Raw genomic sequence first — 26,106 nt, 5'->3', positions numbered from 1 at the left:
ACGAAAACGGGCGCGGCCTTTCGGTCGCGCCCGTTCTTCGGTCATAGCGTCCGGCGTTAGCCGAAGGTGCGCTGCCACCAGCCGCGACGTGGGGAGCCGTCGGGGTCGTCGTTGGTGTCCGTGGTGGCGACGTCCTGGGGTTGGACTTCGGCCTTGGGCGGCGTGGTCGCGATCGGCTCGGCGAGCGGTTCGCTGGTCGGCGCAGCGTCACCGGCTTCGATGATCGGCGTCTTCCGCGGGCGACCGCGGGGCTTGGCGACCTTCACCGGCGCTTCCTCGACGACCGCCTCTTCAACCGCTGGGGCTTCGACCACGGCATCCGACGCCTTGCGACGCGCGCGCTTCGGCTTTGGTGCCGAGGCTTCGATGGTCTCGTCGGGCGTTGCGCTCACTTCTTCCATCGTTGCTTCTACAACCGCGGCGCGACGACGACGGCCTGCCTTTGGCGCAGCCGGTTCGGCGACGGCGACGGGCTCTGGAGCGATCGGCTCCGGAACAACGACTGGCTCCGGCGAAACCGTCTCGACGTCCGCTTCGACCGCACGGGGCTTGCGACCACGGCGAGCCTTGGGGGCTGCATCGGCCACCGCCTCGACGATGTTCGCCGCAGCGGCTGCTGCACGGGCACGCGGACGACGGCGCATCTTCGGACCCTCGGCGACTTCCGCCACCGGGGTTTCCTCGACGACCGGCTCGAACGCGGGCTCGTAAGGCGGCTCGGCATAGGTCGACTCGACCGGCTCATACGCTTCCGGCTCGGGTGCCTCCGCGATCAGCTGGGCGTCGTCGACGCTGCTGACGGCGACCGACTGGCCGTTGTCCGCACCCTGCTCGTTGCGGCGACCGCCACGACGTCCCCGACGACCGCGACGACGACGGCCTTCGCCCTCGACGCCGTTGGCCTGCTCGGCCGGTGCGCCAGCCTCGACAGCTTCGCCGCCGCCGACTTCGACGATGTCGCCCTCGACCTCGTCGATTTCCTCGACGTTGGTGTCGGCGTCCTCGAACGAGCCGTCCTCGTTGACGCCCTCAGCCGCACCTTCCTCACCCGGACGCGCGCGACCGCGACGACCGCGACGACGACGGCGCTTCTTGCCGGCTTCACCGTCCGCATCGCGACCGTTTTCACGCGGTGCACGCTGCTCGCCATTACCCTCGCGGGGCTCACGACCGCCCTCACGACCACCCTCACGACGGCGCGGCTGCTCGGCTTCGGCCTCCTCGACCTCTTCCTCCTCGATCTCGTCCTCGATCTCCTCGGGGAGGTCGTCCTCGTCTTCCTCGATGATCTGGACGAACTTCGGGGCGTGCGCGGGCGGCGGGCCGCTGGCCTCGACCGTCATGTGCGCGCCTTCCTCGTCCTGGCCGGGGATGATCTCGACGATTACGCCGTAGCGATCCTCGATCTCGGCGATGTCGGCGCGCTTGCGGTTGAGGATGTAGACCGCGGCTTCCTGGCTCGCGCGCAGGGTCAGCAGCGAACCGCGACCGCGGGCGGCTTCGTCCTCGATGAGACGCAGCGCGGAGATGCCCGACGACGACGCGGTGCGGACCAGGCCGGTGCCCTCGCAATGCGGGCAGGCGCGGGTCGAGGCCTCGAGCACGCCGGTGCGCAGGCGCTGGCGGCTCATTTCCATGAGGCCGAACGACGAGATGCGGCCGATCTGGATGCGCGCGCGATCGTTCTTGAGCGCCTCCTTCATCGCCTTCTCGACCTTACGGACGTTGGAATTGTTATCCATGTCGATGAAGTCGATGACGACGAGCCCGGCCATGTCGCGCAGGCGGAGCTGGCGGCCGATTTCCTGGGCGGCCTCGAGGTTGGTCGCGGTCGCGGTCTGCTCGATCGAATGCTCGCGCGTCGAGCGGCCCGAGTTGATGTCGATCGACACCAAAGCTTCGGTCGGGTTGATGACGAGGTAGCCGCCCGACTTCAGCTGGACGACTGGATGGTACATCGCCGACAGCTGATCCTCGACGCCGGCGCGCTGGAACAGCGGCACGGGGTCGGCGTAATGCTTGATGCGGCGGGCGTGCGTCGGCATCAGCAGGCGCATGAACTCGCGCGCCTGGCGATAGCCGTCCTCGCCCTCGACGATGACCTCTTCGATTTCCTTGTTGTAGATGTCGCGGATCGCGCGCTTGATCAGGTCGCTGTCGCCGTAGACGAGCGCGGGGGCCGACGCTTTCAGCGTGGCCTCGCGGATGCCGTCCCAGAGACGGGCGAGGTAATCGAAGTCGCGCTTGATCTCGACCTTCGAGCGCTGGAGGCCCGCGGTGCGGACGATGCAGCCCATCGACGGCGGCAACTGCATGTCGGCCATGATCGTCTTGAGGCGCTTGCGATCGCCCGCGTTGCTGATCTTCCGCGAGATGCCGCCGCCGTGCGACGTGTTCGGCATCAGCACGCAGTAGCGACCGGCGAGCGACAGGTACGTGGTCAGCGCCGCGCCCTTGTTGCCGCGCTCCTCCTTGACGACCTGGACGAGCAGCACCTGGCGGCGATGGATCACGTCCTGGATCTTGTAGCGGCGGCGCAGGTTCATGCGACGCTCGCGCAGGTCCTCGACCGCGGCGTCATCACCGTTCGACTTGCGCTTGCGGCGCGGGGCCTCGCCAGCTTCGTTGCCCTCGAGCTCGTCGGCGACGTCGGGATCTACCCCGCCATCGTCCTCGAAGCGCTCGATATCGTCCTCGTCGTCACCCTCTTCGTCGTCCGAATCGTAGTCGGCGCGCAGCGCGGCTTCCTCGGCGGCGTGCTCGGCCTCTTCACGGAGCAGCGCGTCGCGATCTTCCTTGGGGATCTGGTAGTAATCGCAGTGGATCTCGCTGAACGCGAGGAAGCCGTGGCGATTGCCGCCGTAATCGATGAACGCCGCCTGGAGCGACGGCTCGACCCGCGTGACCTTGGCGAGGTAGATATTGCCCTTGAGCTGCTTGCGTTCGGCACTCTCGAAATCGAATTCCTCGATCCGGTTACCTTTGACGACGGCGATCCGGGTTTCTTCCCGGTGGCGTGCGTCGATCAGCATACGCGTTGTCATAATAGATTCTCCGCGCGCGCGCCGGGCCTGCCGGCAGCCGTCGCGCGCTTGATGGTGGTGCGGTCGGGCACGGACGCCCGGACTCGCGGATGGTGTGCGAAACTGCCTCTGCGCGAAGTGCATGCCGCGGGAACTCTCCCTGCGGCGCCCGCACGACCGCGAGTCCGTCGGCGAAGGCCGGTCGGAGTGCGGGGCGGGGGGAATGCGTCATTCGAGCGTCAACCTGAAGTGCCGCGCCGGCGAAGGATCCGCAGGCGGGCGTGAAGACCGGCGCGTCGCTGGTAAAAACTAGGCGACACACGGCTGTACGACAGGACTAGCACTGCATACCCGATCTCGCAACTAGCCCGATATTGGCTGCTTTCCGCCGCGTTTCGGCTCGAAATAGGGGCGGGGAGGCGCAGACTTGCCGGGGCGGCAGAGCCTTGCCGGCAAATTCGTGGCAAACGGCAAATTAACCGCACACCGCAACCCGCTCTTGGGACGCCGGGGCTTACCTGTCCGTGCAGCGATCGGATGTATCGATCAAAGGGGTGTATCATGGCTTTTCGCTGGACCGGCGGTCGATCCGCACGGCATGGACGTGGGGTGTTCACGGTAATTGCCCTCATGGCCGGCTGGCTGTCGAGCGTTCCCGCCTGGGCGGCGACCGTGCAGAGCGTCGCGATCCGGGGCGGACAGATCGTCATCCGCTTCGACGAGGCGGTCGGCAATGCCGCCAGCCAAATTCTGACCGGGCCACAGCAGATCGCGGTCGACGTGTCGGGCCTGACGCCCGGGCGCGATTTCGCGGGGCGCGGCGTGATTACCAGCGTGACGCAGATGCGCCGCGGGACGGGCGCGCGGATCGTGTTCGATTTGGCCGCGCCGGCGATCGTCACTGACGGCGGGTTCGATTCAGAGGGTCGCGAACTGACGCTGGCGCTGCGGAACGTCGATGACGACCAGTTCGTACAGGCGGGGATCGCCGGGCCGCTGAATTTCTTCCCATTCAATTTCGGCGCTGCGTCGCGGCCCAAATACAAGGTTTCGATCGCGGTACCGCCCAAGGCGCGGGGGATGCGCCTGCCGCGCGTGCAGGGCGACGACACGCGGCCGCTGGTGGTGATCGATGCGGGGCATGGCGGTGTCGATCCAGGCGCGATCGGGCCGAACGGACTGCGCGAGAAGGACGTGACGCTGAAGGTCGCCAAGGCCATCCGCGACGAGCTGCTTGCATCGGGCCGCGTGCGCGTGGCGCTGACGCGGAGTGACGACCGCTATCTGGTGTTGCGCGAGCGCTACGGCGTGGCGCGGCGGCTGAAGGGCGACCTGTTCATCTCGATCCACTGCGACAGTACCGGGTCGGAGAATGCGACCGGGGCGACCGCCTACACGCTGTCCGAAGTGGCGTCCGACAAGGAGGCGGCGCGGCTGGCGGCGCGCGAGAACAAGGCGGACGTGATCTCGGGGGTGAACCTTGGCGAGGCGCCTGCGGACGTGTCGTCGATCCTGATCGACCTGACGCAGCGCGAGACGATGAACGCGTCGGCGACGTTCGCCCGGCTGCTCGGGCGCGAGGCCAGGCCGTTGATGCCGTTGAAGGCGAACTTCCACCGCATGGCGTCGCTGATGGTGCTGAAGGCGCCCGACATGCCGTCGATCCTGTTCGAGACGGGCTATATCTCGAACCCGCAGGACGCGGCGTTCCTGGACAGCGAGGAGGGGCGGCACCGGATCGCCGAGAGCGTCACGCGCGCGGTCGAGGTGAATTTTGCGCGCCGGATGGCGGCTCGGTAGCATTGGGGAGGGGCTGCTCCCTTCTCCTTGTTCTCCCGCGAAGGCGGGAGCCCAGACTGGACTCCCGCCTTCGCGGGAGAACATGCTAGTAACGGTCGATACGGTTTCCTCTAGCTGCACATCATGCCACAAGCCCTGCAAATTCCATTGGGGCTGACCAGATGACCGACGCGACACGGGGCGTACCCGAGACGAGCATGCGCGAGCTTACTTTCCGCGGGATCGTGCTTGGCGGGATCATCACGCTGCTGTTCACCGCGGCCAACGTGTATCTCGGGCTCAAGATCGGACTGACGTTCGCGACGTCGATCCCCGCCGCGGTGATCTCGATGGCGGTGCTGCGGTTGTTCAAGGATTCGACGATCCTCGAGAACAACATCGTCCAGACGATCGCGTCCGCCGCGGGAACGCTGGCGGCGATCATCTTCGTGCTGCCGGGCCTCGTGATGATCGGCTGGTGGCAGGGGTTTCCGTTCTTCACCACAGCGGCGATCACGATGTTCGGCGGCGTGCTCGGCGTGCTGTTCTCGGTGCCGCTGCGCCGTGCGCTCGTCGTCGACACCGTGCTGCCGTACCCCGAAGGACGCGCCGCGGCGGAAGTGCTGAAGGTCGGCGCGGGCAGTCGTGAGGGGGGCGAGGAGAGCGCGCGCGGGCTCGGCATCATCGTCGTCAACGCGGTCGTGTCGGCCGGGTTCGCGATCCTGACGCAGACCAAGCTGGTCGCCGCCGAGGCCGCGACGTGGTTCCGCGTCGGCGCGGGTGCGACCGGGATTTCGGGCGGTCTGTCGTTCGCGTTGCTTGGCGCGGGGCATCTGGTCGGCATCTCGGTCGGGATGGCGATGTTTGCGGGCGTGGTGATCGGCTGGTGGATCCTGCTGCCGATCCTGACCTCTGGCGGCAGCGTCACTGGTACCGCAGAAGTGATCGCGACGACGGTATTTCGATCGGACGTCCGTTTCTTCGGCGCGGGCGTGATCGGCGTCGCGGCGATCTGGACTTTGTTGAAGATCGCCGGGCCGGTGGTCGGAGGCGTGCGTTCGGCGTTGGCAGCCTCTGCGGCCAAGCGCGGTGGGGAGATCCTGGCTTTGGAAGAGCGCGACATTCCGATCGGGATCGTCGGTATCGCGTCGTTCGCGATGCTGGTGCCGATCGGCATCCTGCTGTGGACCGTCCTGCAGGGCGGGCCGCTGGAGGCGTCGGCGATCGGGCTGATCGCGGGGAGCCTCGTGTTCATCCTCGTCATCGGTCTCGTGATCGCGGCGGTCTGCGGGTACATGGCGGGGCTGATCGGCGCGTCGAACTCGCCGGTGTCGGGGATCGGCATCCTCGCCATCCTCGCCGCGTCGATCCTGCTGGTGTCGTGGTTCGGCCGTGCGGTCGAGCCGGGGACGACGCAGGCGCTGGTCGCCTACGGGTTGATCGTGACGGGCATCGTGTTCGGCATCGCGACGATCTCGAACGACAATCTGCAGGATCTGAAGACGGGCCAATTGGTCGGTGCGACGCCGTGGAAACAGCAGGTCGCGTTGCTGATCGGCGTGGTGTTCGGGTCGATCGTGGTACCGCCGGTGCTCAATCTGCTGGGGAGCACGCTCGGGTTTGCGGGTGCGCCGGGGGCAGGGCCGAATGCGCTGGCGGCGCCTCAGGCGGCGTTGATCTCGGCGCTCGCCAAGGGTGTGCTGGGGGGGAACCTGAACTGGGCGATGATCGGGTATGGGGCGCTGACCGGCGTGGCCGTGATCGCGGTCGACGAGTTGCTCGGCAAGGCGGGGAAGCTGCGGTTGCCGCCGCTGGGCGTGGGGCTCGGGGTGTATCTGCCGATGTCGGTGACGTTGCCGGTGACGATCGGCGCGGTCGTCGGGTTCGCCTATGATCGCTGGGCGGACCGCGCGCGGGATCCGGAGCTTGCCAAGCGGATGGGTGTGCTGACCGCGACGGGGATGATCGTCGGGGAGTCGCTGTGGGGGGTTGGCTTTGCGGGGATCGTGTATCTTACCAACAAGGAGACGCCGTTGGCGCTGGTCGGGGACGGGTTTGCGAGCGTGGCGCTGGTTGGCGGGACGGTGTTGTTCGCGGTGCTGACGTGGGTGATGTACCGGCGGACGATGGCGGCTTCGCGGTAAAGCTTGTTTCCCCGCGAAGGCGGGGATCCAGACTGGGCTCCCGCCTTCGCGGGAGAACAAGATTGGGGCGGGACCTTGGCCCATTCCACCACCCCGGCGGAGGCCGGGGCCCAATTGGAAAGGTGGTCGTAACGGAGCGCAGTTCGCCGTTATCTGCGTCTCCCAATTGGGCCCCGGCCTTCGCCGGGGTGGTGTTTACGCGTGGGTGGTGTTTACGCAGGGGAGAAGGATGGCGTCCGTGGGCCCCCCCCTCACTTCATCGCGGCAAGCATGTCCTTGATCGGCACGAACGCGAAGCCCACCGAGCTGTCCGCGATCCCGTACGGCATGAAGATCGTATCGCCATGCTTCAGCGCGCCGCAGCTGTAGACCACGTTGGGCACATACCCCTCGCGGTCCTGATCCTTCGCCGCCAAAATCGGCTGCTTGGTCCGCCCAATCACCTTCGACGGATCGTCCTTGTCGAGCAGCACCGCGCCGATCGAATATTTGCGCATCGCACCGACGCCGTGCGTCAGCAGCAGCCAGCCCTCGTCGAGCTCGATCGGCGGGCCGCAATTGCCGATCTGCACCAGCTCCCACGGATATTCCGGCGTCAGGATCTTTTCGCCGTCGTCCCAGTCGGTCAGCGTATCGGACTTGAGCAGGAACAGATTCTCGCCGTCCTGCCGGCCGATCATCATATACTGGCCGTTCACCTTCCGCGGGAACAGCGCCATGCCCTTGTTGCGCGCGGCCGGACCGGTCATCGGCACCAGGTCGAACGCGCGGAAGTCGCGGGTGCGCATCAGTTCGGACTGGATCACCGAGCCGTTATACGCGGTGTAGGTGCCGATCCATTCGAACTCGCCGTTCTCGTGCTGGAACCGGACGATCCGCAGATCCTCGAGACCCTTCGACTGCGCCTGCGTGATCGGGAAGATCACCGTGCCGCTCAGCGTGCTATCGCGGTGGCGATAGACGGTGACGGGACCCTCGGGCATCTCGTCCTCGCCGCTGCCAACCGCGTCGGTCGCGGTCGCGAACGGCGGTTCCGGCGCGAGCTTCATCTGGTTTTCGCAGGTGATGATGCCCTCGCGGAAGGCCACGGAGGAGATGTGACCCTCGCCGACCGCGCGCAAGCTCATCAGGATGCGCATCGACCCCGGCGGCATGCCGGACTGGTCGAAATGCGGCACCGCGCTGGGGTTCATCAGCGCAGCCGCGGCATAGCTGTATTCGTGGCAGAAATACGCGCCGATCAGCTGGCGCTTCTCGTCGCCGATCTCCGCGCCGTTCAGCCCGAGCATGTCCTCGATCTGATCGTAGCGCGTCATGAACACGCGGCGCGTCTGCCAGTGGCGCGCCTCGAAATCCTTCAGCACGACCTCGAGCTGCGCGCGCGCCTGCGCGGGCGACATCTCCAGCACTTCGCCGACGAGCCGCTCGGTACGGCTCGGCGCGCCGCCATGACCGCCCCAGGCGATATGGAACGGCCGTACGACGACACGCGAAGGGTCCGCGTGCAGCCGCAGCTGGTGGTTGAACAGATCCATCGTAGCAGTGCCCCGCGTCGTTCCACTCAGCGCACCGTCGCCTGCAAGGCTGTCGCTAGCGAACTAGGCGACGACGCGGGTCGCTCCTGCCACGCTTTGCGCTGCTTTTGATACCCCCGAAATGGCACAACTTGCCAGTTGCAGGGCCAAAATCGACTCCGCACCCTGATTTCGGTTCAACCCGGTCGGCATCAGCCCGTCGTAGCAGCCGCCATCGGCGACGCTCGCGAGCGGCAGATCGAGGTCGTTAGCCCCCAGGAACCAGCCGTACGCGCGCTGCGCCTCGTCATGCCAGCGCATGTCGCCGGTCGCCTCGAACGCCGCCGCGCATGCATCGACGGTCGCCTGCGCCTCCAGCGGCTGCTGGTCGAACTGCAACGGATCGGCATAGGGCCGGTTGAAGCTCTCAGAACCCACGGCACGGAAGCGACCCTCGGGCGAGGTCTGCTTGGCGACGATCCAGTCGAGCGTGGCGAGGCCGCAATCGATCAGGTCCTGTCGGCCAAGCGCCTGGCCGGCACGGATCAGCGCCTGGGGAAGACGCGTATTGTCGTAGGCAAGCACGATTTCGAACCACTGCCACTCGGGACGCCGTGCTTTCGCCAGGAGATCGAGATGGACCTTGGGGAAGGCCTCCAGGATCGAAAGCGACAGCTGATGACCGGGCTTGGCCTCCAGCATCGCCGCCGCACCGAGCATCGCGAACGCCTGCGCGCGCAAGGAGCCGAGTTCGAGCGCCATCGACGCGGTCGAATCAAACATCGCGGTCGCCCAGTCGCGGTGCTTGGCGGCCTGCGCATCGCGCGCCGTCACGCCGAGCGACCAGAGCGTCCGGCCGTTCGAATCTTCCGAGCCCGAGTCCTCGCACCAAGTGCGATCGAAGTTCATGAAGTTCCGGAAGCGGCGCGTGTCCGGGTTCCAGGCATACTGCACGAACGACGCGTAGATCGTCATCCACTTGTCGCGGGTGACGTCGTCGAGATCGGGAAGCGCGCTCATCAGCATCAGCGCGCGGCAGTTATCGTCGATGCAATAGCCGTGGCGACGATCGGGAATCGAATAGATCGAATGCTGGAGCATGCCGGTCGAATCGCTCATTCGCTCGACCGCGGCGAAATCAGGAATCAACGGCTTGAGCGGCGCCGGCACCTTGGCGAGACGAAAAGGGCGCGCCGCCACGATCGCACGGATCTCCGCCATCATCGCCTCGGCGAGCTTCGGCCAGATCATCGTGCGGCCACGCGCATAGGCGCGCTCGGCCAGACGATTGCGATCGCGGTCGTTCGACATCAGCGCATCGATCTCGCGCGCGAATGCGTCGACGTCGCCGAACGGCACCAGCACGCCGTGACCATCCGCGAGGATCTCGGTCGCATGGACATAGGGCGTCGAGATCACGGGTTTGCCGACGCCGATCGCGTAGCTGAGCGTGCCCGACGTGATCTGCGCAGGGTTGGTGTACGGCGTCACATAGACGTCCGCCGCCTGGAGATAGTCGAGCAGCTCGCCATGTTCGAGGAATGCGTCGACGAACGCGATGTTGTCGGAAACGCCCTTCTCGGCTGCCAGCGCCTTCAGCTTGTCGCGATACTTCTCGCCCTCGAATGCGACGAGGTTCGGATGGGTCGCGCCGAGCACGACGTACAGCAGGTCGGGATGCTTCTCGATCACCGTCGGCAGAGCATTGATGACCGTCTCGATCCCCTTGTTGGGCGCGAGCAGGCCGAACGTCAGCATGACCTTGTGCCCCTGCCAGCCGAACTTGTCCTTCAAAGCAGCAGGATCGAGCAGGTCGCGATCGGGCACGCCGTGCGGGATCATGACGATCTGGCGCGGGTTGGCGCCATAGACACGCTGGAGGATGTCACGGCCACGCTCGGCCATCACCACCACGCGGGCGGCTCGACGCAATAGGCCCTCGAGCACACGTCGCTCGTCGGCGTTGGGCTTTTCGAGGATCGTGTGCAGCGTGACGATGACGGGCAACGTGGTACGATCGAGCAACGCGAGGATATGCTCGCCGGCGGGGCCGCCGAAGATGCCGTATTCGTGCTGGAGCCAGATCGCCTGCGCGCCGCTGGCCTCGATCTTCCGCGCGGTGTTTATATAGGCCGACAGCTCGGTCTCGGGGATCGTGCCGGTGACTTCGGGCGGATAGTCGTATTTGCCGGGATGGTCGTCCATCGCATAGACGTCGACGGCGATCTCGGGGAAGCGCGCGCGCATGGCCGTGAAAACGTCGGTCGTGAAAGTGGCGAGCCCGCACTGCCTCGGCAGGAAGTTACCGATCAGCGCCAGTCGCGCGATATTCCCACCGTCCGCCGGTTTCACCATACCCTGTCCCTCGTTTGAGCGCGCACTTCTGGGAGAACCCGGTCGCGCATCCATTTGAACGGTTCAGGTAGCATAAAGTTTCATTACATACTGCAGTGCAGCACGGGAATAATATCAATCTAAATCAATCCGATATTTCGGGTCCCTCACCCCGGGCCTTCATCCACGACCGCGATAGGAGGCGACCCCCTGGTCCGGCAGCCACAGATCCTGTGGCGGTGCACTCGATTGCCAGAACACGTCGATCGGGATTCCGCCGCGCGGATACCAGTATCCGCCGATGCGCAGCCACACCGGCTTCATCTCGTCGAACAGGCGCTCGCCTATGCCGACGGTGCAATCCTCGTGGAACCCGGCATGGTTGCGGAAGCTGCTCAGGAACAGCTTCAGCGACTTCGACTCGACGATCGTTTCGCCCGGCACATAGTCGATCACGAGATGCGCGAAGTCGGGCTGGCCGGTCACCGGGCAGAGCGACGTGAACTCGGGCGCCGCGAACCGCACCAGATACGTCCGGCCCGGCCGCGGGTTCGGAACATAATCGAGCACGGCCTCTTCCGGAGAGGCGGGGAGGGCGCTGTTCTGGCCCAGATGCAATGGGTTGGCGGGTGCGGTCATAGTGCGCCATGTAGGATGCGATGACGCGCAAGAAAACCACGCTCGTACCGATCCTAGGCGACCAGCTGACGATCGACCTCGCTTCGCTGCGGGACTGTGATCCGACGACCACGATCGTGCTGATGATGGAGGTCGCCGAGGAGACGACCTATGTTCGCCACCACAAGCGCAAGATCGCCTATATCCTGTCGGCGATGCGGCATCATGCCGAGGCGCTGCGCGAGGCCGGGTGGACGGTCGAATACACCAAGCTCGACGACCCTGACAATGCGGGCAGCTTCACCGGCGAGATCGCGCGCGCGGTCGAGCGGCACGATCCCGAGCGGATTGTCGTCACCGAGGGCGGTGAGTGGCGCGTGATGGCGATGCTCGAAAGCTGGGAGACGCTGTTCGGCATCCCGGTCGAGATCCGCAGCGACGATCGTTTCCTCGCCAGCCATGCTGATTTCGAGACCTGGGCGGCGGAACGGAAGTCGCTGACGATGGAGTGGTTCTATCGCCAGATGCGGACGCGCACCGGACTGTTGATGACCGACGGCAAGCCCGAGGGTGACCGCTGGAACTTCGACAAGGAGAACCGCAAGCCCGCCAAGAACGACCTGCTGATGCCGCGCCCGCTGGTGTTCGCGCCGGATGCGATCACGCAGGACGTGCTGGCGCTGGTCGCGGAGCGGTTCGCGGATCATTCGGGGAGCCTCGACGGATTCGAGTATGCCGTGACCGCGAAGGATGCCGAGCGACAGGCGGCGAATTTCTTCAAGCACGCGCTGCCGCAGTTCGGCGATTACGAGGATGCGATGCTCACCGGCGAGCGGCATCTGTGGCACTCGATCCTGTCGCCCTACATCAATTCCGGGCTGCTCGATCCGCTCGACCTGTGCCGGCGTGCCGAGGCGGAATACCGTGCCGGTCGTGCGCCGCTCAACGCGGTCGAGGGCTATATCCGCCAGATCATCGGCTGGCGCGAATATATGCGCGGGATCTACTGGCGCGAGGGGCCGCAGTATGTCGAGCGCAACTTCCTCGACCATCACCGCGAGCTACCCGGCTGGTACTGGACCGGCGAGACCGACATGCACTGTCTGCGCGAGGCGATCGGCCAGACGCTGGAGACTGCGCACGCGCATCATATCCAGCGGCTGATGGTCACGGGCAATTTCGCGCTGCTGATCGGCGCGGACCCGGCCAAGGTGCATCAATGGTATCTGGAAGTGTATGTCGACGCGTATGAATGGGTCGAACTGCCCAACACGCTGGGGATGAGCCAGTTCGGCGATGGCGGCTTGTTGGGGTCTAAGCCGTATATCTCGTCGGGCGCGTATATCGACCGGATGTCCGATTATTGCGGGTCGTGCCGCTACAAGGTGAAGCAACGGATCGGGCCGGATGCGTGCCCGTTCAACGCGCTGTACTGGGATTTCCTCGACCGGCACGAGGACAAGCTCGGGCGCAACAACCGGCTGGCGATGCCGTATCGCAACTGGGCGAAGCAGTCGGAGGCGGACCGCGAGGCGACGCGCGCGCAAGCGGCCGGGTTCCTCGCCTCCCTCGACGCGAGCGGCCCTGCTGGCTACTGACCTCACGAGCACAAGGAGCGGCATATGGACGCGTTGGTAAGCACCGAATGGCTGGCGAACGAACTGGGCGCGAGCGATCTGAGGATCGTCGACGCGACCTATGCCGAGGGTCGCGATGCGGCCGCGGAGTATGAGGCGGCGCACATTCCCGGCGCGGTGTTCATGAACCTGGCCGAGCTGCGCGATACCGATAGCGACCTCCCCAACACCCTCCCGTCAGCGGACAAATTCGCGAGCCGGATGCAGACGCTGGGCCTCGGCGATGGCAGTCGGATCGTCCTGTACGACAGCTCCCCCTGGCACACCGCCGCGCGGGCGTGGTGGATGCTGCGGCTGTTCGGCGCGCACAACGTGGCGATTCTCGATGGCGGGCTGGCCAAGTGGCAGGCCGAGGGACGCGAAACCGCATCGGGCAAGGAAACGCCGCGGCATCGTCACTTCACGACCTGGGCGGACCTGAAGGGCGTGCGTGATCTCGATCAGATGAAGGCGAACGTCGAGAGCGGGGCGGAGCAGGTGCTCGACGCACGCTCGGCGGCACGCTTTACCGGCGCGGAGGAAGACCCGCGGCCGGGCACTGCACTGGGCCATATTCCGGGCTCGAAGAACCTGCCGCAGGGCGCGGTGTTCAACACAGACGGCACGTGGAAGACCGGCGATGCTCTGAAGGCCGAATTCGACAAGGCCGGCATCGACCTGTCGAAGCCGCTGGTGATGACCTGCGGCTCGGGCATCACCGCGTCGGTACTCGCGTTCGGCGCGCATTTGCTCGGCAACGACGCAGCTCTGTACGACGGCAGCTGGTCCGAATGGGGCGGCGATCCCTCGACACCCAAGGCGACAGGCACGGCATGAGCGACACGAACAAGCCGGTCGGCGATGCGACCAAGGTCGTCCTCGCCGGCCGTCGCAAGGAATGGACGCAGGGCATCGTAAGCCCGCCAGTCTGGCGCGCCTCGACGATCCTCTACGACTCCGTTGGCCACCTCCGCGAAAGCGCCACCAAAGACACGCATCACCGCCTATTCTACGGGCGCAAGGGCACGCCGACGCAGTGGAGCCTCGCCGACGCGCTGACCTCGCTCGAGCCCGGCGCGGAAGGGACGTTCCTCTATTGCTCGGGCGTCGCGGCAATCGCGGCTGCTCTGCTGTCGGTACTGTCCCCCGGCGACGAACTGCTGCTCGTCGACAGCGCCTACGACCCGACCCGGGGCATGGCGGGCGGGCTGCTCAAGCGGTTCGGCATCACCACCCGCTATTACGACCCGATGATCGGCGCCGGCATCGCCGACCTGATCGGCGAGAACACGCGCGCCATCTTCATGGAAAGCCCCGGATCCTTGAGCTTCGAGGTACAGGACGTCCCCGCGATCGTCGCCGCCGCCAAGGCGCGCGGCGTGACGACATTGCTAGACAACACCTGGGCCACCCCGCTGTTCTTCCCCGCGATCGAGCACGGCGTCGACCTCACGATCCTCGCCGGCACCAAGTATGTCGTCGGCCACTCGGACGTCATGCTCGGCTCGGTCACCGCAGCACCCGGCCATTTCAAGAAACTGCGCGAGACGAGTTTCCAGCTCGGTCAGGTCGCCAGCCCCGACGATTGCTGGCTCGGCAGCCGCGGCCTGCGCACGATGGCGGTCCGCCTCGCGCAACATCAGTCGAGCGCGCTCCAGATCGCAAACTGGCTCCAAAGCCGCCCCGAAGTCGCGCAGGTCCTCCACCCCGCACTCCCCGATTGCCCCGGCCACGACCTGTTCGTCCGCGACTTCAAGGGTTCCAGCGGCCTCTTCTCGTTCGTTCTCAACGGTGGCGACGAAGCCTCACGCGCCGCGCTGATCGACACCCTCCAACTGTTCGGCATCGGCTATAGCTGGGGCGGCTTCGAAAGCCTCGCCATCCCCGCCGACCCGCACCGCTACCGCAGCGTCACCAAGCGCGACGCCGCCGGCCCGATGGTCCGTCTCCAGATCGGCCTCGAAGACCCCGCCGACCTGATTGCCGACCTCGAAGCGGGGTTGGCAGCGTTTGTAGCAACGCGGGGGTAGAAGTCGGGAACCTGCCCAATCGAGGTTTCAGAAGCCGAAAGAACGTCTGGTCGCTGTCGTCAGGAGCAACCGACGAGCATTAATGTCGGCTCGCTGCGCAAGGCCAGCGCTTCGGCGTAAGCATAAAATCGTCGGTGGCCAAGATGCACGGCCAGTGTGGCCCTCGCGCAACATGTGTGGCGTCAAACCCGGATTGTACGCAAGATTCGCTTGTGCGCCGCACCACGCGCTGTCACACATTCGTCACCGCAGGAAAGACCGCACTCGGAGGCCATGCCTCGATAGATGCGGCGTCCGCGGTTGCAGGCGGGGACATCGAATTTCCAGTATCGAAAGGGAAACGATGCGCTTCACCACTATTCTTCTCGGCGGCATCGCATTGGCTGCCGCTACCCCCGCGTTCGCTCAGGACGAGGCCACTGCGCCACCAAAGGCGATCACCGTCACCGGTTCGGTCGGGCTCGTCAGCGATTATCGTTTCCGCGGCGTGTCGCAGTCGGACGAGAACCTCGCCGTGCAGGGCGGCATCACCATCGCGCACGAGAGCGGCCTGTATATCGGCACCTGGGGTTCGAACCTCGCGGGCTGGGGTACGTTCGGCGGCGCCAACATGGAACTCGACCTGATCGCGGGCTACAAAGTCCCCGTTGGCGGCGGCGCGCTCGACGTCGGCGCGACGTGGTACATGTACCCGAGCGGCTTCGACAACACCGACTTCATCGAACCCTATGCCAAGCTGTCGGGCACCGCCGGCCCGGTCGCACTGCTCGCCGGTGTCGCCTACGCGCCCAAGCAGCAGGCGCTGGGTCCATGGTACACCAGCGGTGCCTCGGTGGCGGTCGGCTATGACCGGGTCAATGCCAAGGACAGCAACCTGTACCTCTGGGGCGACATCAGCAGTGGTATCCCCAACACCGGGCTGACCGTGAAGGGCCATGTCGGCTATTCGAACGGCAACAAGGGCCTCGGTCCGTTCGCGACCAGCGTGTCGCCGACCGGCGAATATTGGGACTGGCTGTTTGGCGCGGACTACGTAATCCCCAGCACACCGCTGACGCTGGGCGTAGCCTATGTCGACACCGACATCGGCAAGGGCGAATCGGCCTATCTCCAGCCGAGCTTCAGCCGCGGCCAGGACGGCACCGGATCGATCGCCGGTGGCAAGGTCGTGGTGTCGCTGACCGCGGCGTTCTAATCGGCTCTGAAGGGGGGCGAGCTTTCCGCGCCCCTCTCAGACCTCCAAGCGTGTTTCCCCGCGAAGGCGGGGACCCAGACTGGGCTCCCGCCTTCGCGGGAGAACAAGAAGGCGGTTGCCGAGGCTATCCCAATCCCCGTTCCCGTTCCCCCAATCCCCATTCCGTCACCCCAGCGAAAGCTGGGGTATCCCTCGAGGCGGGCGACGTTCGCCACATGGTGAGATCCCAGCTTTCGCTGGGATGACGGATTTAGGTGCGACCAAGATCAGCCGATACGAAAAAGGGCGGCCCCGCGAGGAGCCGCCCTTTTTCGTCCTTCAGGGAAACCCCGATCAGTTCGCAGTCGTACGTGCGTCCTGGCCGTCGCCTTCCGGCGCCGCGACGATGTCGCGCGTGGTCGAGCCCTTGTCGACGACCGTCGTGCCGGGATCGCCTGCGCTGGAGCGGATGCCGGGATCGTCGCTGTCGGCGCCGGCGTCGCTGAGCACGCCGGACTCCGCCGGGCTACGCGCAGCGGCACCACCGAACAGCGCGTCGAGCGTCTGTGCGTTGGCCGCGGTATCCTGCGGACGCGCGGCACCCGGCTGTGGCGGGACCAGCGCGAAGTCGGGCGGGATCACGAGCGGCGCCTGGCGCGCAACGGCGAACTCGTCCGGACGTGCGCGATCGAGGCTACGGCCTGCCCCGCAGCCGCTGAGCAGCGCGACGCAGGTGAGGCCGGCGGCCAGGGGTACGAACTTACGCATGGGAATTCTCCACAGGGGGCTTCTCGCGCACGAGGAGCGCCCGAACAAGCAGGACGAGCACGCCGACAGTAATCGCTGCATCGGCGACATTGAAGACCAAAAACGGACGCCACTCGCCGATATGCAGGTCGGCGAAATCGACCACATATCCAAGCCGGATCCGGTCGAGGATATTGCCGATCGCGCCGCCGAGCACGAAGCCGAGCGCGACCTGATCGGCGGGGTTCTTCTCGCGCGTCATCCACACCGCGACGCCGACCGCGATCGCGCCGGTGAGCAGCACCAGCGCCCAGCGGGTCAGGTGCCCGTCGGCGGGAAGCAGCCCGAGCGATATGCCGATGTTGGGCACGAAGCGCAGGTCGAAGAACGAGGTGATCGTCTGCGAGTCGCCGAGCGAATCGATCCCGAGGGGCTTTGTCACCGCCCATTTGCTGATCTGGTCGGCGAGGAACAGCGCGATCGCCGCGCCGAACCCGGCTTTGGGGAGGTTACGCATCGGCCACTACCTCGTCGCACCGGTTGCAGAGCTCGCCATCAACCGTCACCTCGGGGAGGTGGCGCCAGCAGCGGCCGCATTTGTGGAAGTCGGTGCGGGTCACGGTGACGGCGTCGCCCGGCGTGACCTTGGCAACGATGAACGCCTCGGCCAACTCCGCTGCTTCATTCGGCGCAAGAGGCGACACCGATCGAATTGTCACTTCTGCCTCTAAGCTTGAGCGAACAGTCTTTTCGCGACGCATCGGTTCGATTGCTTCGGTAACGGTTTCGCGCAGCGCACGGATCTGCGTCCACTTCTTCCCGATAGCAACGCCATCCTCCACCTCAGGCAGCGACGGCCATTCGAGGTAGTGTACCGAGCTGTCGTCGTTGGGGAAGCGCGATTGCCACACTTCCTCGGCGGTGAAGCACAGCACCGGCGCGGCGTAGCGGACGAGCGCGTGGAACAGCACGTCGAGGACGGTGCGATACGACCGGCGCTTGATATCGCTCGGTGCGTCGCAATAGAGCGAATCCTTGCGGATATCGAAGAAGAACGCCGACAGATCCTCGTTCGCGAAGTCGGTCAGCAGGCGCGTGTAGCGGTTGAACTCGTACGCCTCGGCGGCCTGGCGCAGTTCGGTGTCGATCATGCCGAGGCGGCGGAGTACGTAGCGCTCCAGCTCGGGCATGTCGGATACCGCGACGCGCTCCGACTCCTCGAAGCCTTCGAGCGCGCCGAGCATGTAGCGGAACGTGTTGCGCAGCTTCCGATACGCGTCGGAGGCGGTGGCGAGCACCTCCTTGCCGATCTTCACGTCGTCGAAATAGTCGGTCGAGGCGACCCACATGCGCAGGATGTCCGCGCCGGACTCGCCGATGATCTTGAGCGGATCGACGACGTTGCCGAGCGACTTCGACATTTTCCGCCCCTGGCCGTCGAGCGCGAAGCCGTGCGTGAGGACCGCGTCGTATGGTGCGCGACCGCGGGTGCCGCAGCTTTCGAGCAGCGACGACTGGAACCAGCCGCGATGCTGGTCCGAACCTTCGAGGTACAGGTTGGCGCGGGTGCCCTCGCCATAGCGTGCTTCCACGGTGAAGACGTGGGTGCAGCCGGAGTCGAACCAGACGTCGAGGATGTCCTTCACGACCTCATAGTCGGCGAGGTCGTAGTCGGGGCCGAGCAGTGCCTGGTGGCCGTCGGCATACCACGCATCCGCGCCGTTCTCGCGGAAGGCTTCGACGATGCGGGCGTTGACCGCTGGGTCGTTAAGGTACTGGCCGGTGACGCGGTTCACGAACAGCGCGATCGGCACGCCCCAGGCACGCTGGCGCGAGATGACCCAGTCTGGGCGGCCCTGGACCATCGACGTGATCCGGTTTTCCGCGCGCGCGGGGATCCAGGTGGTCGCGGCAATCGCGTCGAGCGCGATTTCGCGGAGCGTTGCGCCGTTCGACTCTTCCCCCCTCCCGCTTGCGGGAGGGGTCGGGGGAGGGCTTGTCGCGGAAAGCGCGGTGTCGTTGGACAGGCCCTCCCCTAGCCCCTCCCGCAAGCGGGAGGGGGACTCTGTTGCACGCCCGTCGGTGCCGAGCGACGTCGAGGCATCCATCGGGATGAACCATTGCGGGGTCGCGCGGAAAATCACTTTCGCCTTCGAGCGCCACGAATGCGGATAGCTGTGCTTGAAATCGTCGCTCGCCGCGAGCAACGCGCCGGCTTCGCGCAGGTCGGTGCAGATCGGGCCGTCGGCGCCCACGAACTTCTTGTTGATGACGCTGCCCTGGCCACCGAGCCACGCCCAGTCGGCGCGGTACATTCCCGCGCCGTCGACCGCGAAGACCGGGTCGATGCCGTATTGCTTGCAGAGTTCGAAATCGTCCTCGCCGTGGTCCGGCGCCATGTGGACGAGCCCGGTGCCCGCGTCGGTCGTGACGAACTCGCCGGGGAGGAACGGGCGCGGCTTCGCGAAGAACCCGCCGAGTGCTTGCATCGGGTGCCGCGCGGTTGCGTCGGCGAGGTCGGAGCCCTTACCGCGCCAGATAACATTGCTGCTAGTGAAGCCCATGCGCTTTGCGACGAGCGGCAAGAGCACTTCAGCGATCACCAACTTCTTGTTGATGACATTGCCGCCATTTTCGAACGACGCGTCCGTCAGTTCGCGGTCCCAGCTCGCTTCGACAGCGACATACTCGATCTCAGGCCCATAGCTCAGCGCCTGGTTCACCGGAATCGTCCACGGCGTGGTCGTCCAGATCACCGCATGCGCGCCGACCAGCTCCGGCGCGTTGGGCGCGTCCACGATCTCGAACGCGACGTCGATCTGGGTGGAGACGATGTCCTCATACTCGACCTCGGCCTCGGCGAGCGCGGTCTTCTCGACCGGCGACCACATCACCGGCTTGGCGCCGCGGTACAACTGGCCGCTCTCGGCGAACTTCAGCAGCTCGCCAACGATGGTGGCTTCCGCCTCATATTTCATCGTCAGATACGGATCGGCCCAGTCGCCCATCACGCCGAGCCGCTCGAACTCGGCCTTCTGCACGGCGACCCATTTCTCGGCATACGCCCGGCATTCGGCGCGGAACTGCGCGACCGGCACGTCGTCCTTGTTGAGCTTCTTCGCGCGGTACGCTTCCTCGACCTTCCATTCGATCGGCAAGCCGTGGCAATCCCAGCCGGGGACGTAGGGCGCGTCCTTGCCCATCAGCGACTGCGAGCGGACGATGATGTCCTTCAGGACCTTGTTCATCGCGTGGCCCATGTGGATGTCGCCGTTCGCGTACGGCGGGCCGTCGTGCAGGATGAACCGCTCGCGCCCGAGCCGCTGTTCGCGCAACCGGTCGTAGATGCCGAGCTTCGCCCAGCGCTCCAGGATCGCCGGCTCCTTGGCGGCGAGGCCCGCCTTCATCGGGAAGTCGGTCTTCGGCAGGAAGACGGTGTCGCGGTAATCGCGGGCGGGCGCAGGAGTATCGGTCATAAGTGGGCCGGGCTGTAGCCGGTAGCGCCGCGCGTTGCCATCCCTCTCCCTCGCAGAGAGGGTTATGCCAGGATCGTCCGCGCGCGCGCGCAGTCGGCGTCCATCTGCGTGATGAGCGCATTGAGGTTGGCGAACTTCGCCTCGGCACGTAGATACTCGATCAGCGAAACCTCGATCCGCTGCCCGTACAGATCCTCGCCGAAATCAAAGAAATGCGGCTCGAGCAATTCCTTGGGCGGATCGAAGCTCGGGCGGATGCCTAGGTTGGCGGCGCCCTTCAGCACGCGCCCGTCCTCGAGCCGCCCGGTCACCGCGTAGATCCCGTAGGCGGGGCGCAGGTAATTGCCCATGTCGAGATTGGCGGTCGGATAGCCGATCGTCCGGCCGACTTTGTCGCCATGCTGGACGAAACCCTGGATCGCGAAAGGGCGCGTTAGCAGGCGGGTTGCGGTGGCCATGTCGCCCGCGCGGAGGGCTTCGCGAATGCGGGTGGAGGAGATGACCTCTCCCTCCAGTTCGATCGCGCCGACCGTTTCCGCGCGAAACCCGTGCGCGGGGCCACGCGAGGCGAGCGTGCGGACGGTGCCGGCCTTGCCCTTGCCGAAGGTGAAGTCCTCGCCGGTGACGACGCCGGCGACGCGGAGGTTGCGTTCGAGGCGTTCGGTGATGAAGCGCTCGGCGGTCAGTGCGGCGAGATCGCCGTCGAAATTGAACACGACCATCGCATCGGCGCCGGCTTTCTTGAAAAGCTGCTGGCGCTGATCGAGCGTGGTCAGGCGGAAGGGCGGGGTGTCGGGGCGGAAATGGCGGACCGGATGCGGGTCGAATGTCGCGACGATTGCGGGGCGCCCCTCGGCATGAGCCCAGGCGACCGCGCGCGCGACCACGGCCTGATGGCCAAGGTGAAATCCGTCGAAATTCCCCAGCGCGACGATCCCGTTCGCCAGATACGAAGGGATGGAAGCGCCACCGTCGAGCCGTTGCATGCGCGGGTCAGTAACCAGCCGTCGCGAAAGGCGATAGTCCTTCTGTAAGCTTGTTTTCCCGCGAAGGCGAGAGTCCAGCCTGGGCTCCCGCCTTCGCGGGAGAACAAGCTAGGAGCGAACCAGGCTTACGAAGCTGTATGCCGGCCGTTCGCCCTCGATGGGGTAGTCTTCGCGGGCGACCTCCACCCAGCCGTCGAACGCGGGAACGGTCGCGTCGCCCTCTGGCTCGGCATGGACTTCGGTCAGTTCGATGCGGTCGGCATGGGGGAGCAACTGCGCATAAATCTGTGCGCCACCAATCACCGCCACATCGTCGCCGGCCATCGCCAGCGCTTCCTCGATCGAATGCGCAACCTCCGCACCCGCCGCCGTCCAGTCGCCGCGTGTGAGAACGATGTGGCGGCGACCGGGCAGGGGGCTCGGGAAGCTCTCGAACGTCTTGCGCCCCATGACCATCGGCCTGCCCATCGTCAGCGTCTTGAAGCGCTTCAGGTCGGCGGGGAGACGCCACGGGAGGTGCCCGTCGCGGCCGATGACGCCGTTGCTGGCGCGGGCAAGGTAGAAGGTGATCATGCGGTGGTAATGCCGCAATCGAGGGCAAAGAGCCACTTCGAGCATTGTGCCAGAACCTAACCCAAAGCACCTCCCCGGCGGAGGCCGGGGTCCAGTTGGGAAACGTCGCTAACGGAGAACTGCACTCCGTTACTTCCACCTTTCCAACTGGGCCCCGGCCTTCGCCGGGGTGGTAGCAAGTCGGTGGCGCGGTTCAGTTTGGCGCATGTTCCTTCACATACGCCTCGGGATCCTTCTCAACGACCTTCACGCCATTAAGATGATTCGCCTCAAACGCCGCAAACCGCACGCCCAGTTCATGCCGCTCCTCTAGCGTCGCATGCTTGCGGAAGTCGGTCAGGCCCTGGCGCTCTTCCTCTGCCAAGTGATCGCTGTTCGCCTTATTGCACTCCCCGACCGCCTCGAACCAGGCGTCCGATCCCACCGGGTGCTTGTCGACCGCCTCGCCCGTCTCGCGGATGTCGTTATGGTCCTCGATCGCGTCCTCGGTCTCCTCGGCGGCCGACTCGGCATCATTGCCACCGGTGCCGATCTTCATCAGCCGCGGGTAGAAGAAGCGCTCTTCCGCCTCGGCATGCGCGTCGAGCAGGTTCTTGAGGCGGGTCCACAGCGCCGACAGCGCCTCGGTGTCCTTGGCGTCGATCGAATCGATCTGCGCAAAGAGGTTACGCTGCTGCGCGTGTTCGTCGAGAATGAGTTGGGTGATGTCCATGCGCCTCTGAACCACGCAGCACGCAGCCGGTTCCTATTGCGATTCGCTCTCTGTTCAGACCGCGACGGGCGCCTTGATGTGCGCCTGCGCAACGTAATCGTGCAGCACGAAATCCTCATATTCGTACGCATCGATCGAGTCCGGCTTCCGCAAAATCTCGAGCCGCGGCAACGGCCCCGGCGAGCGTGTCAGCTGCAGCTGCGCCTGCTCCAGATGGTTCGAATAGAGGTGGCAATCGCCGCCGGTCCAGATGAACTCGCCGACTTCCAGCCCGCATTGCTGCGCGAGGATGTGCGTCAGCAGCGCATAGCTGGCGATGTTGAACGGCACGCCGAGGAAGATGTCGCCCGAGCGCTGGTAGAGCTGCAGCGACAGCTTGCCGTTCGCGACGTGCGTCTGGAACAGGCAGTGGCACGGCGCGAGCGCCATCGCGTGCAGGTCGCCCGGGTTCCACGCGCTGACGATCTGGCGACGTGAGGCGGGGTTGGTCTTAATCTGCGCGATCAGCTCGGCGATCTGGTCGATGTGGCGGCCATCGGCGGCGACCCAGTCGCTCCACTGCTTGCCGTAGACCGGACCGAGATCGCCGTTCTCGTCCGCCCACTCGTCCCAGATCGCCACCTTGCGCTCCTGCAACCAGCGGACGTTGGTGTCGCCGCGCAGGAACCACAGGAGCTCGACGATGATCGAGCGAAGGTGAAGCTTCTTGGTGGTGAGCACGGGGAAGCCCTGTGCGAGATCGAACCGCATCTGCGCGCCGAACACGCTGAGCGTGCCGGTGCCGGTGCGGTCCATCGTCTCGACGCCGGTCGAGAGCACGCGGTCCATGAGGTCTAGATATTGGCGCATCGGGTTTGCGTAGCGGCGCGGGGGCGGGGGCTCAAGCGGATGTAGTTGCGCGTGCGGTGGCGGGCGTCGCGGGGCAGGCGGGTACGTGCCGCCGTTGCCCGTGCCTTCTCCTCGTATCGCGGACCTCGCGGCGGCTCGCGCGCTGTTCGCCGGGTTGCGTAATGCCACGGTCGAGACGGTGGCGGTTGCGTATCTTGATCCGAATCGGAGGCTTCTCGGGATGCGGCATGTCGCTGGCAGGCGTGACCGGGTGCCGGTCACGATCCGGACGATCGCGGTGGATGCGCTGGGGTTTGGTGCGGTCGGCGTGGTGATGGCGCACAACCATCCGAGCGGCGACGCAACGCCGAGTGCGCGCGATGTGGCATTTACCCAGGCGCTGGCGGCAGGGTTGCGGACGTTGGAAGTGGTGTTGCTCGACCATCTGGTGATCGCGGGAGACCAGGTAACAAGCTTGCGCGCGATGGGGGTGGTTTGACCACTCCCCACATCAATCCTCCCCTAGAAGGGGAGGTGGCTGGCGCTTGCCAGACGGAGGGGTGATACCCTCTCGATAGCGCGATACCCCTCCGTCAGCCCGATGGGCTGCCACCTCCCCTTGCAGGGGAGGACTTGGTGCTCAATTCAACCGGCAAGCCCGGATCGCCTCCGGCTTCGGCCGCGGCCCAGTCGCGCGGAACGTCGCCAGATACCCGCCCGCCGACGGCATGTCGTCCATATCCACCTGCGTATACCCGACCGCCGCGAACTCGCACTTCAGCAACGCCGGCGGCGTGCCGTGGTTCTGCGTCGGTCGGTTCGCATCGACCACCACCACCAACCCCTCAGGCTTCAGCGACGGCCGCAACCGCCACAGGAACTCGTACGGCTGCTCGATCTCATGATACATGTGCACCATCAGCACCCGGTCGAAGCTCGCCTCGGGCAGCTTGGGATCGTTCGGCTCGCCCAGCTTCACGCTGACGTTCGCCAGATCCTCGCGCGCGACGCGCTCCGCCAGCGTATCGCGCACGCTCGCGACGATGTCCTCGGCCAGCACACGCCCGTCCTTGCCGACCCGCGCAGCCATGCGGATCGTGTAGTACCCCTCGCCCGCGCCGATGTCCGCGACCGTCATCCCCTTGCGGATCTCGGCCTTGTTCATGACTTCACCCGCCTCGTTCAGCCGATCGCGCGCTTCTTCGTTAGACCAGCGCGACGACACGATCGACGCTACCGGACGGTCGGCGGCAGGGAACACCGGCTCCTTGGGCTCGCGCTTGATCAGCGGCTTGCTGCCGTCGCACGCCGCGAGCAGGAATACCGGCGACAGCATCAGGGCAAGGGCACCCTTGAGCTTCAATCGACGTCCTCCACCTCGACGGCCTCGCCGGTCACGCGCTGCGACAGCGCCGCCGCCATGAACATCTCGAGATCGCCGTCGAGCACGTCCGACGGGCTGGTCGAGACGACGCCCGTGCGCAGGTCCTTCACCATCTGGTACGGCTGGAGTACGTACGAACGGATCTGGTGGCCCCAGCCGATATCGGTCTTGCCGGCATTCTCGGCGTTGGCGGCAGTCTCGCGGATCGCCAGTTCACGCTCGTACAGACGCGCGCGGAGCTGATTGTACGCCTCGGCCTTGTTCTTGTGCTGCGAACGCTGGTTCTGGCACTGCACGACGATCCCGGTCGGGATGTGCGTGATGCGCACCGCCGAATCGGTCGTGTTGATGTGCTGGCCGCCGGCGCCCGACGCGCGGTAGGTGTCGATCCGCAGGTCGCTCTCGTTGTATTCGACCTCGATATTGTCGTCGACGACCGGGTACACCCAGACGCTGGCGAACGACGTATGCCGCCGCGCCGCCGAGTCGTACGGGCTGATCCGGACGAGCCGGTGCACGCCGCTCTCGGTCTTGGCATAGCCGTACGCGTTCTCGCCCTTGAGCAGCAGCGTCGCGGACTTGATCCCCGCCTGCTCGCCCGAATGCTGGTCGATCAGCTCGACCTTCAGCCCGTGGCGCTCGCCCCAGCGCGAATACATCCGGCTGAGCATGCCCGCCCAGTCCTGGCTCTCGGTCCCGCCGGCGCCCGCGTTCACCTCGATATAGGTGTCGTTGGCGTCGGCCTCGCCTGCGAGCAACGCCTTGATCTTGTCCCGGTCGGCCCGCGCGGCGAGCTCGGCAAGCGCGGCAACGCCGTCCGCCACCAACGCGGTATCGCCCTCGGCCTCGGCCATCTCGATCAGCTCGGCGGTGTCCGACAACTCGCTCTGGATCGCCCGCGTCGCGCTGATCGCCTCGTCGAGACGGCGACGCTCGCGCATCACCTCCTGCGCGGCCTTGGGATCGGACCAGAGCGCCTGATCCTCGACGCGCGCGTTCAGCTCGTCGAGACGACGCAGCGCGCGGTCCCAGTCGAGGAAGCGGCGCAGCAGCGCCAGCGCGTCGTTGATGGTGTCTACGTGAGCCTGCGCTTCGGCGCGCATGGGTATTCTCCAAAATGTCCGTCATCCCAGCGAACGCTGGGATCTCCGTCCGCGAGGGCGCGGGT

The 26,106-nt window shown here is 66.0% G+C and carries 20 protein-coding genes; 7 read left to right on the top strand and 13 right to left on the bottom strand.

Going from position 1 to position 26,106, the window contains the following annotated elements:
* Positions 1 to 56 precede the first annotated feature (56 nt).
* Positions 57 to 3,032, bottom strand: a complete 2,976-nt coding sequence (locus tag VH567_RS16230; RefSeq protein WP_423327325.1) for an Rne/Rng family ribonuclease — start codon at positions 3,030 to 3,032, stop codon at positions 57 to 59.
* 552 nt (positions 3,033 to 3,584) lie between these two features.
* On the opposite strand from VH567_RS16230, the gene VH567_RS16225 reads away from it, so the two are divergent.
* Positions 3,585 to 4,823: an N-acetylmuramoyl-L-alanine amidase family protein gene (locus VH567_RS16225; protein ID WP_423327276.1), complete on the top strand. Its 1,239-nt coding sequence runs from the start codon at positions 3,585 to 3,587 to the stop codon at positions 4,821 to 4,823.
* A gap of 161 nt (positions 4,824 to 4,984) precedes the next feature.
* Positions 4,985 to 6,946, top strand: a complete 1,962-nt coding sequence (locus tag VH567_RS16220) for an OPT family oligopeptide transporter (protein WP_423327275.1) — start codon at positions 4,985 to 4,987, stop codon at positions 6,944 to 6,946.
* A 251-nt stretch (positions 6,947 to 7,197) separates the two neighbouring features.
* Here the strand turns inward: VH567_RS16220 and VH567_RS16215 are convergent, their stop codons facing one another.
* The 3 genes from VH567_RS16215 to queF form a co-directional block, all read right to left on the bottom strand.
* A complete protein-coding gene (locus VH567_RS16215; protein WP_423327274.1) occupies positions 7,198 to 8,481 on the bottom strand; it encodes a glycoside hydrolase family 130 protein in 1,284 nt (427 codons plus the stop codon).
* A gap of 63 nt (positions 8,482 to 8,544) precedes the next feature.
* Positions 8,545 to 10,815: a glycosyltransferase gene (locus tag VH567_RS16210; RefSeq protein ID WP_423327273.1), complete on the bottom strand. Its 2,271-nt coding sequence runs from the start codon at positions 10,813 to 10,815 to the stop codon at positions 8,545 to 8,547.
* A gap of 159 nt (positions 10,816 to 10,974) precedes the next feature.
* Positions 10,975 to 11,433, bottom strand: coding sequence for a preQ(1) synthase (queF, locus tag VH567_RS16205; RefSeq protein WP_133030263.1), 459 nt, complete (start codon positions 11,431 to 11,433; stop codon positions 10,975 to 10,977).
* Positions 11,434 to 11,453: 20 nt separating this feature from the next.
* Here queF and VH567_RS16200 point away from each other — a divergent pair, with 20 nt between their 5' ends.
* From VH567_RS16200 to VH567_RS16185, 4 genes are all read left to right on the top strand, one after another.
* Positions 11,454 to 13,010, top strand: coding sequence for a cryptochrome/photolyase family protein (locus VH567_RS16200; protein WP_423327272.1), 1,557 nt, complete (start codon positions 11,454 to 11,456; stop codon positions 13,008 to 13,010).
* Positions 13,011 to 13,034: 24 nt separating this feature from the next.
* Positions 13,035 to 13,865: a sulfurtransferase gene (locus VH567_RS16195; RefSeq protein ID WP_423327271.1), complete on the top strand. Its 831-nt coding sequence runs from the start codon at positions 13,035 to 13,037 to the stop codon at positions 13,863 to 13,865.
* Positions 13,862 to 15,058, top strand: coding sequence for a cystathionine beta-lyase (metC, locus tag VH567_RS16190; RefSeq protein WP_423327270.1), 1,197 nt, complete (start codon positions 13,862 to 13,864; stop codon positions 15,056 to 15,058). Before VH567_RS16195 ends, metC begins: the two co-directional genes overlap by 4 nt.
* Before the next feature lie 343 nt (positions 15,059 to 15,401).
* Positions 15,402 to 16,253 (top strand): TorF family putative porin, encoded by an 852-nt coding sequence (locus VH567_RS16185; protein ID WP_423327269.1) that lies wholly within the window; start codon positions 15,402 to 15,404, stop codon positions 16,251 to 16,253.
* Positions 16,254 to 16,586: 333 nt separating this feature from the next.
* Here the strand turns inward: VH567_RS16185 and VH567_RS16180 are convergent, their stop codons facing one another.
* The 7 genes from VH567_RS16180 to VH567_RS16150 form a co-directional block, all read right to left on the bottom strand.
* Positions 16,587 to 17,000, bottom strand: a complete 414-nt coding sequence (locus VH567_RS16180) for a DUF3035 domain-containing protein (protein ID WP_423327268.1) — start codon at positions 16,998 to 17,000, stop codon at positions 16,587 to 16,589.
* Positions 16,993 to 17,496: a signal peptidase II gene (gene lspA / locus VH567_RS16175; RefSeq protein WP_107963221.1), complete on the bottom strand. Its 504-nt coding sequence runs from the start codon at positions 17,494 to 17,496 to the stop codon at positions 16,993 to 16,995. The genes VH567_RS16180 and lspA overlap by 8 nt, the downstream gene beginning before the upstream one ends.
* Positions 17,489 to 20,455, bottom strand: coding sequence for an isoleucine--tRNA ligase (gene ileS / locus VH567_RS16170; RefSeq protein ID WP_423327267.1), 2,967 nt, complete (start codon positions 20,453 to 20,455; stop codon positions 17,489 to 17,491). The genes lspA and ileS overlap by 8 nt, the downstream gene beginning before the upstream one ends.
* 62 nt (positions 20,456 to 20,517) lie before the next feature.
* On the bottom strand, positions 20,518 to 21,441 hold the full coding sequence (locus VH567_RS16165) for a bifunctional riboflavin kinase/FAD synthetase (RefSeq protein ID WP_423327266.1): 924 nt from the start codon (positions 21,439 to 21,441) through the stop codon (positions 20,518 to 20,520).
* 108 nt (positions 21,442 to 21,549) lie between these two features.
* Positions 21,550 to 22,014 carry a dihydrofolate reductase gene (locus tag VH567_RS16160; RefSeq protein ID WP_423327265.1) on the bottom strand — a complete coding sequence of 155 codons (465 nt, stop codon included), beginning with the start codon at positions 22,012 to 22,014 and terminating at the stop codon, positions 21,550 to 21,552.
* A gap of 193 nt (positions 22,015 to 22,207) precedes the next feature.
* Positions 22,208 to 22,726: a hemerythrin domain-containing protein gene (locus VH567_RS16155; RefSeq protein WP_423327264.1), complete on the bottom strand. Its 519-nt coding sequence runs from the start codon at positions 22,724 to 22,726 to the stop codon at positions 22,208 to 22,210.
* A gap of 54 nt (positions 22,727 to 22,780) precedes the next feature.
* Positions 22,781 to 23,575 (bottom strand): thymidylate synthase, encoded by a 795-nt coding sequence (locus tag VH567_RS16150; protein ID WP_423327263.1) that lies wholly within the window; start codon positions 23,573 to 23,575, stop codon positions 22,781 to 22,783.
* A 100-nt stretch (positions 23,576 to 23,675) separates the two neighbouring features.
* Here VH567_RS16150 and VH567_RS16145 point away from each other — a divergent pair, with 100 nt between their 5' ends.
* Positions 23,676 to 24,053: a JAB domain-containing protein gene (locus VH567_RS16145; RefSeq protein ID WP_423327262.1), complete on the top strand. Its 378-nt coding sequence runs from the start codon at positions 23,676 to 23,678 to the stop codon at positions 24,051 to 24,053.
* 141 nt (positions 24,054 to 24,194) lie between these two features.
* Here the strand turns inward: VH567_RS16145 and VH567_RS16140 are convergent, their stop codons facing one another.
* Together VH567_RS16140 and prfB are read right to left on the bottom strand one after the other, a co-directional pair.
* Positions 24,195 to 24,890, bottom strand: a complete 696-nt coding sequence (locus VH567_RS16140) for a class I SAM-dependent methyltransferase (protein WP_423327324.1) — start codon at positions 24,888 to 24,890, stop codon at positions 24,195 to 24,197.
* Between the two features lie 23 nt (positions 24,891 to 24,913).
* The gene (prfB, locus tag VH567_RS16135; RefSeq protein WP_423327261.1) at positions 24,914 to 26,041 is read right to left on the bottom strand and encodes a peptide chain release factor 2; all 1,128 of its coding nucleotides are present in this window, start codon (positions 26,039 to 26,041) and stop codon (positions 24,914 to 24,916) included.
* Positions 26,042 to 26,106 lie beyond the last annotated feature (65 nt).

It is taken from the genome of Sphingomonas sp. 4RDLI-65, from assembly GCF_049472435.1.
In the GTDB taxonomy this organism is placed as follows: domain Bacteria; phylum Pseudomonadota; class Alphaproteobacteria; order Sphingomonadales; family Sphingomonadaceae; genus Sphingomonas.
Note: the sequence above shows the minus strand (reverse complement) of the source record. Positions and strands in the feature narration are given on the sequence as shown.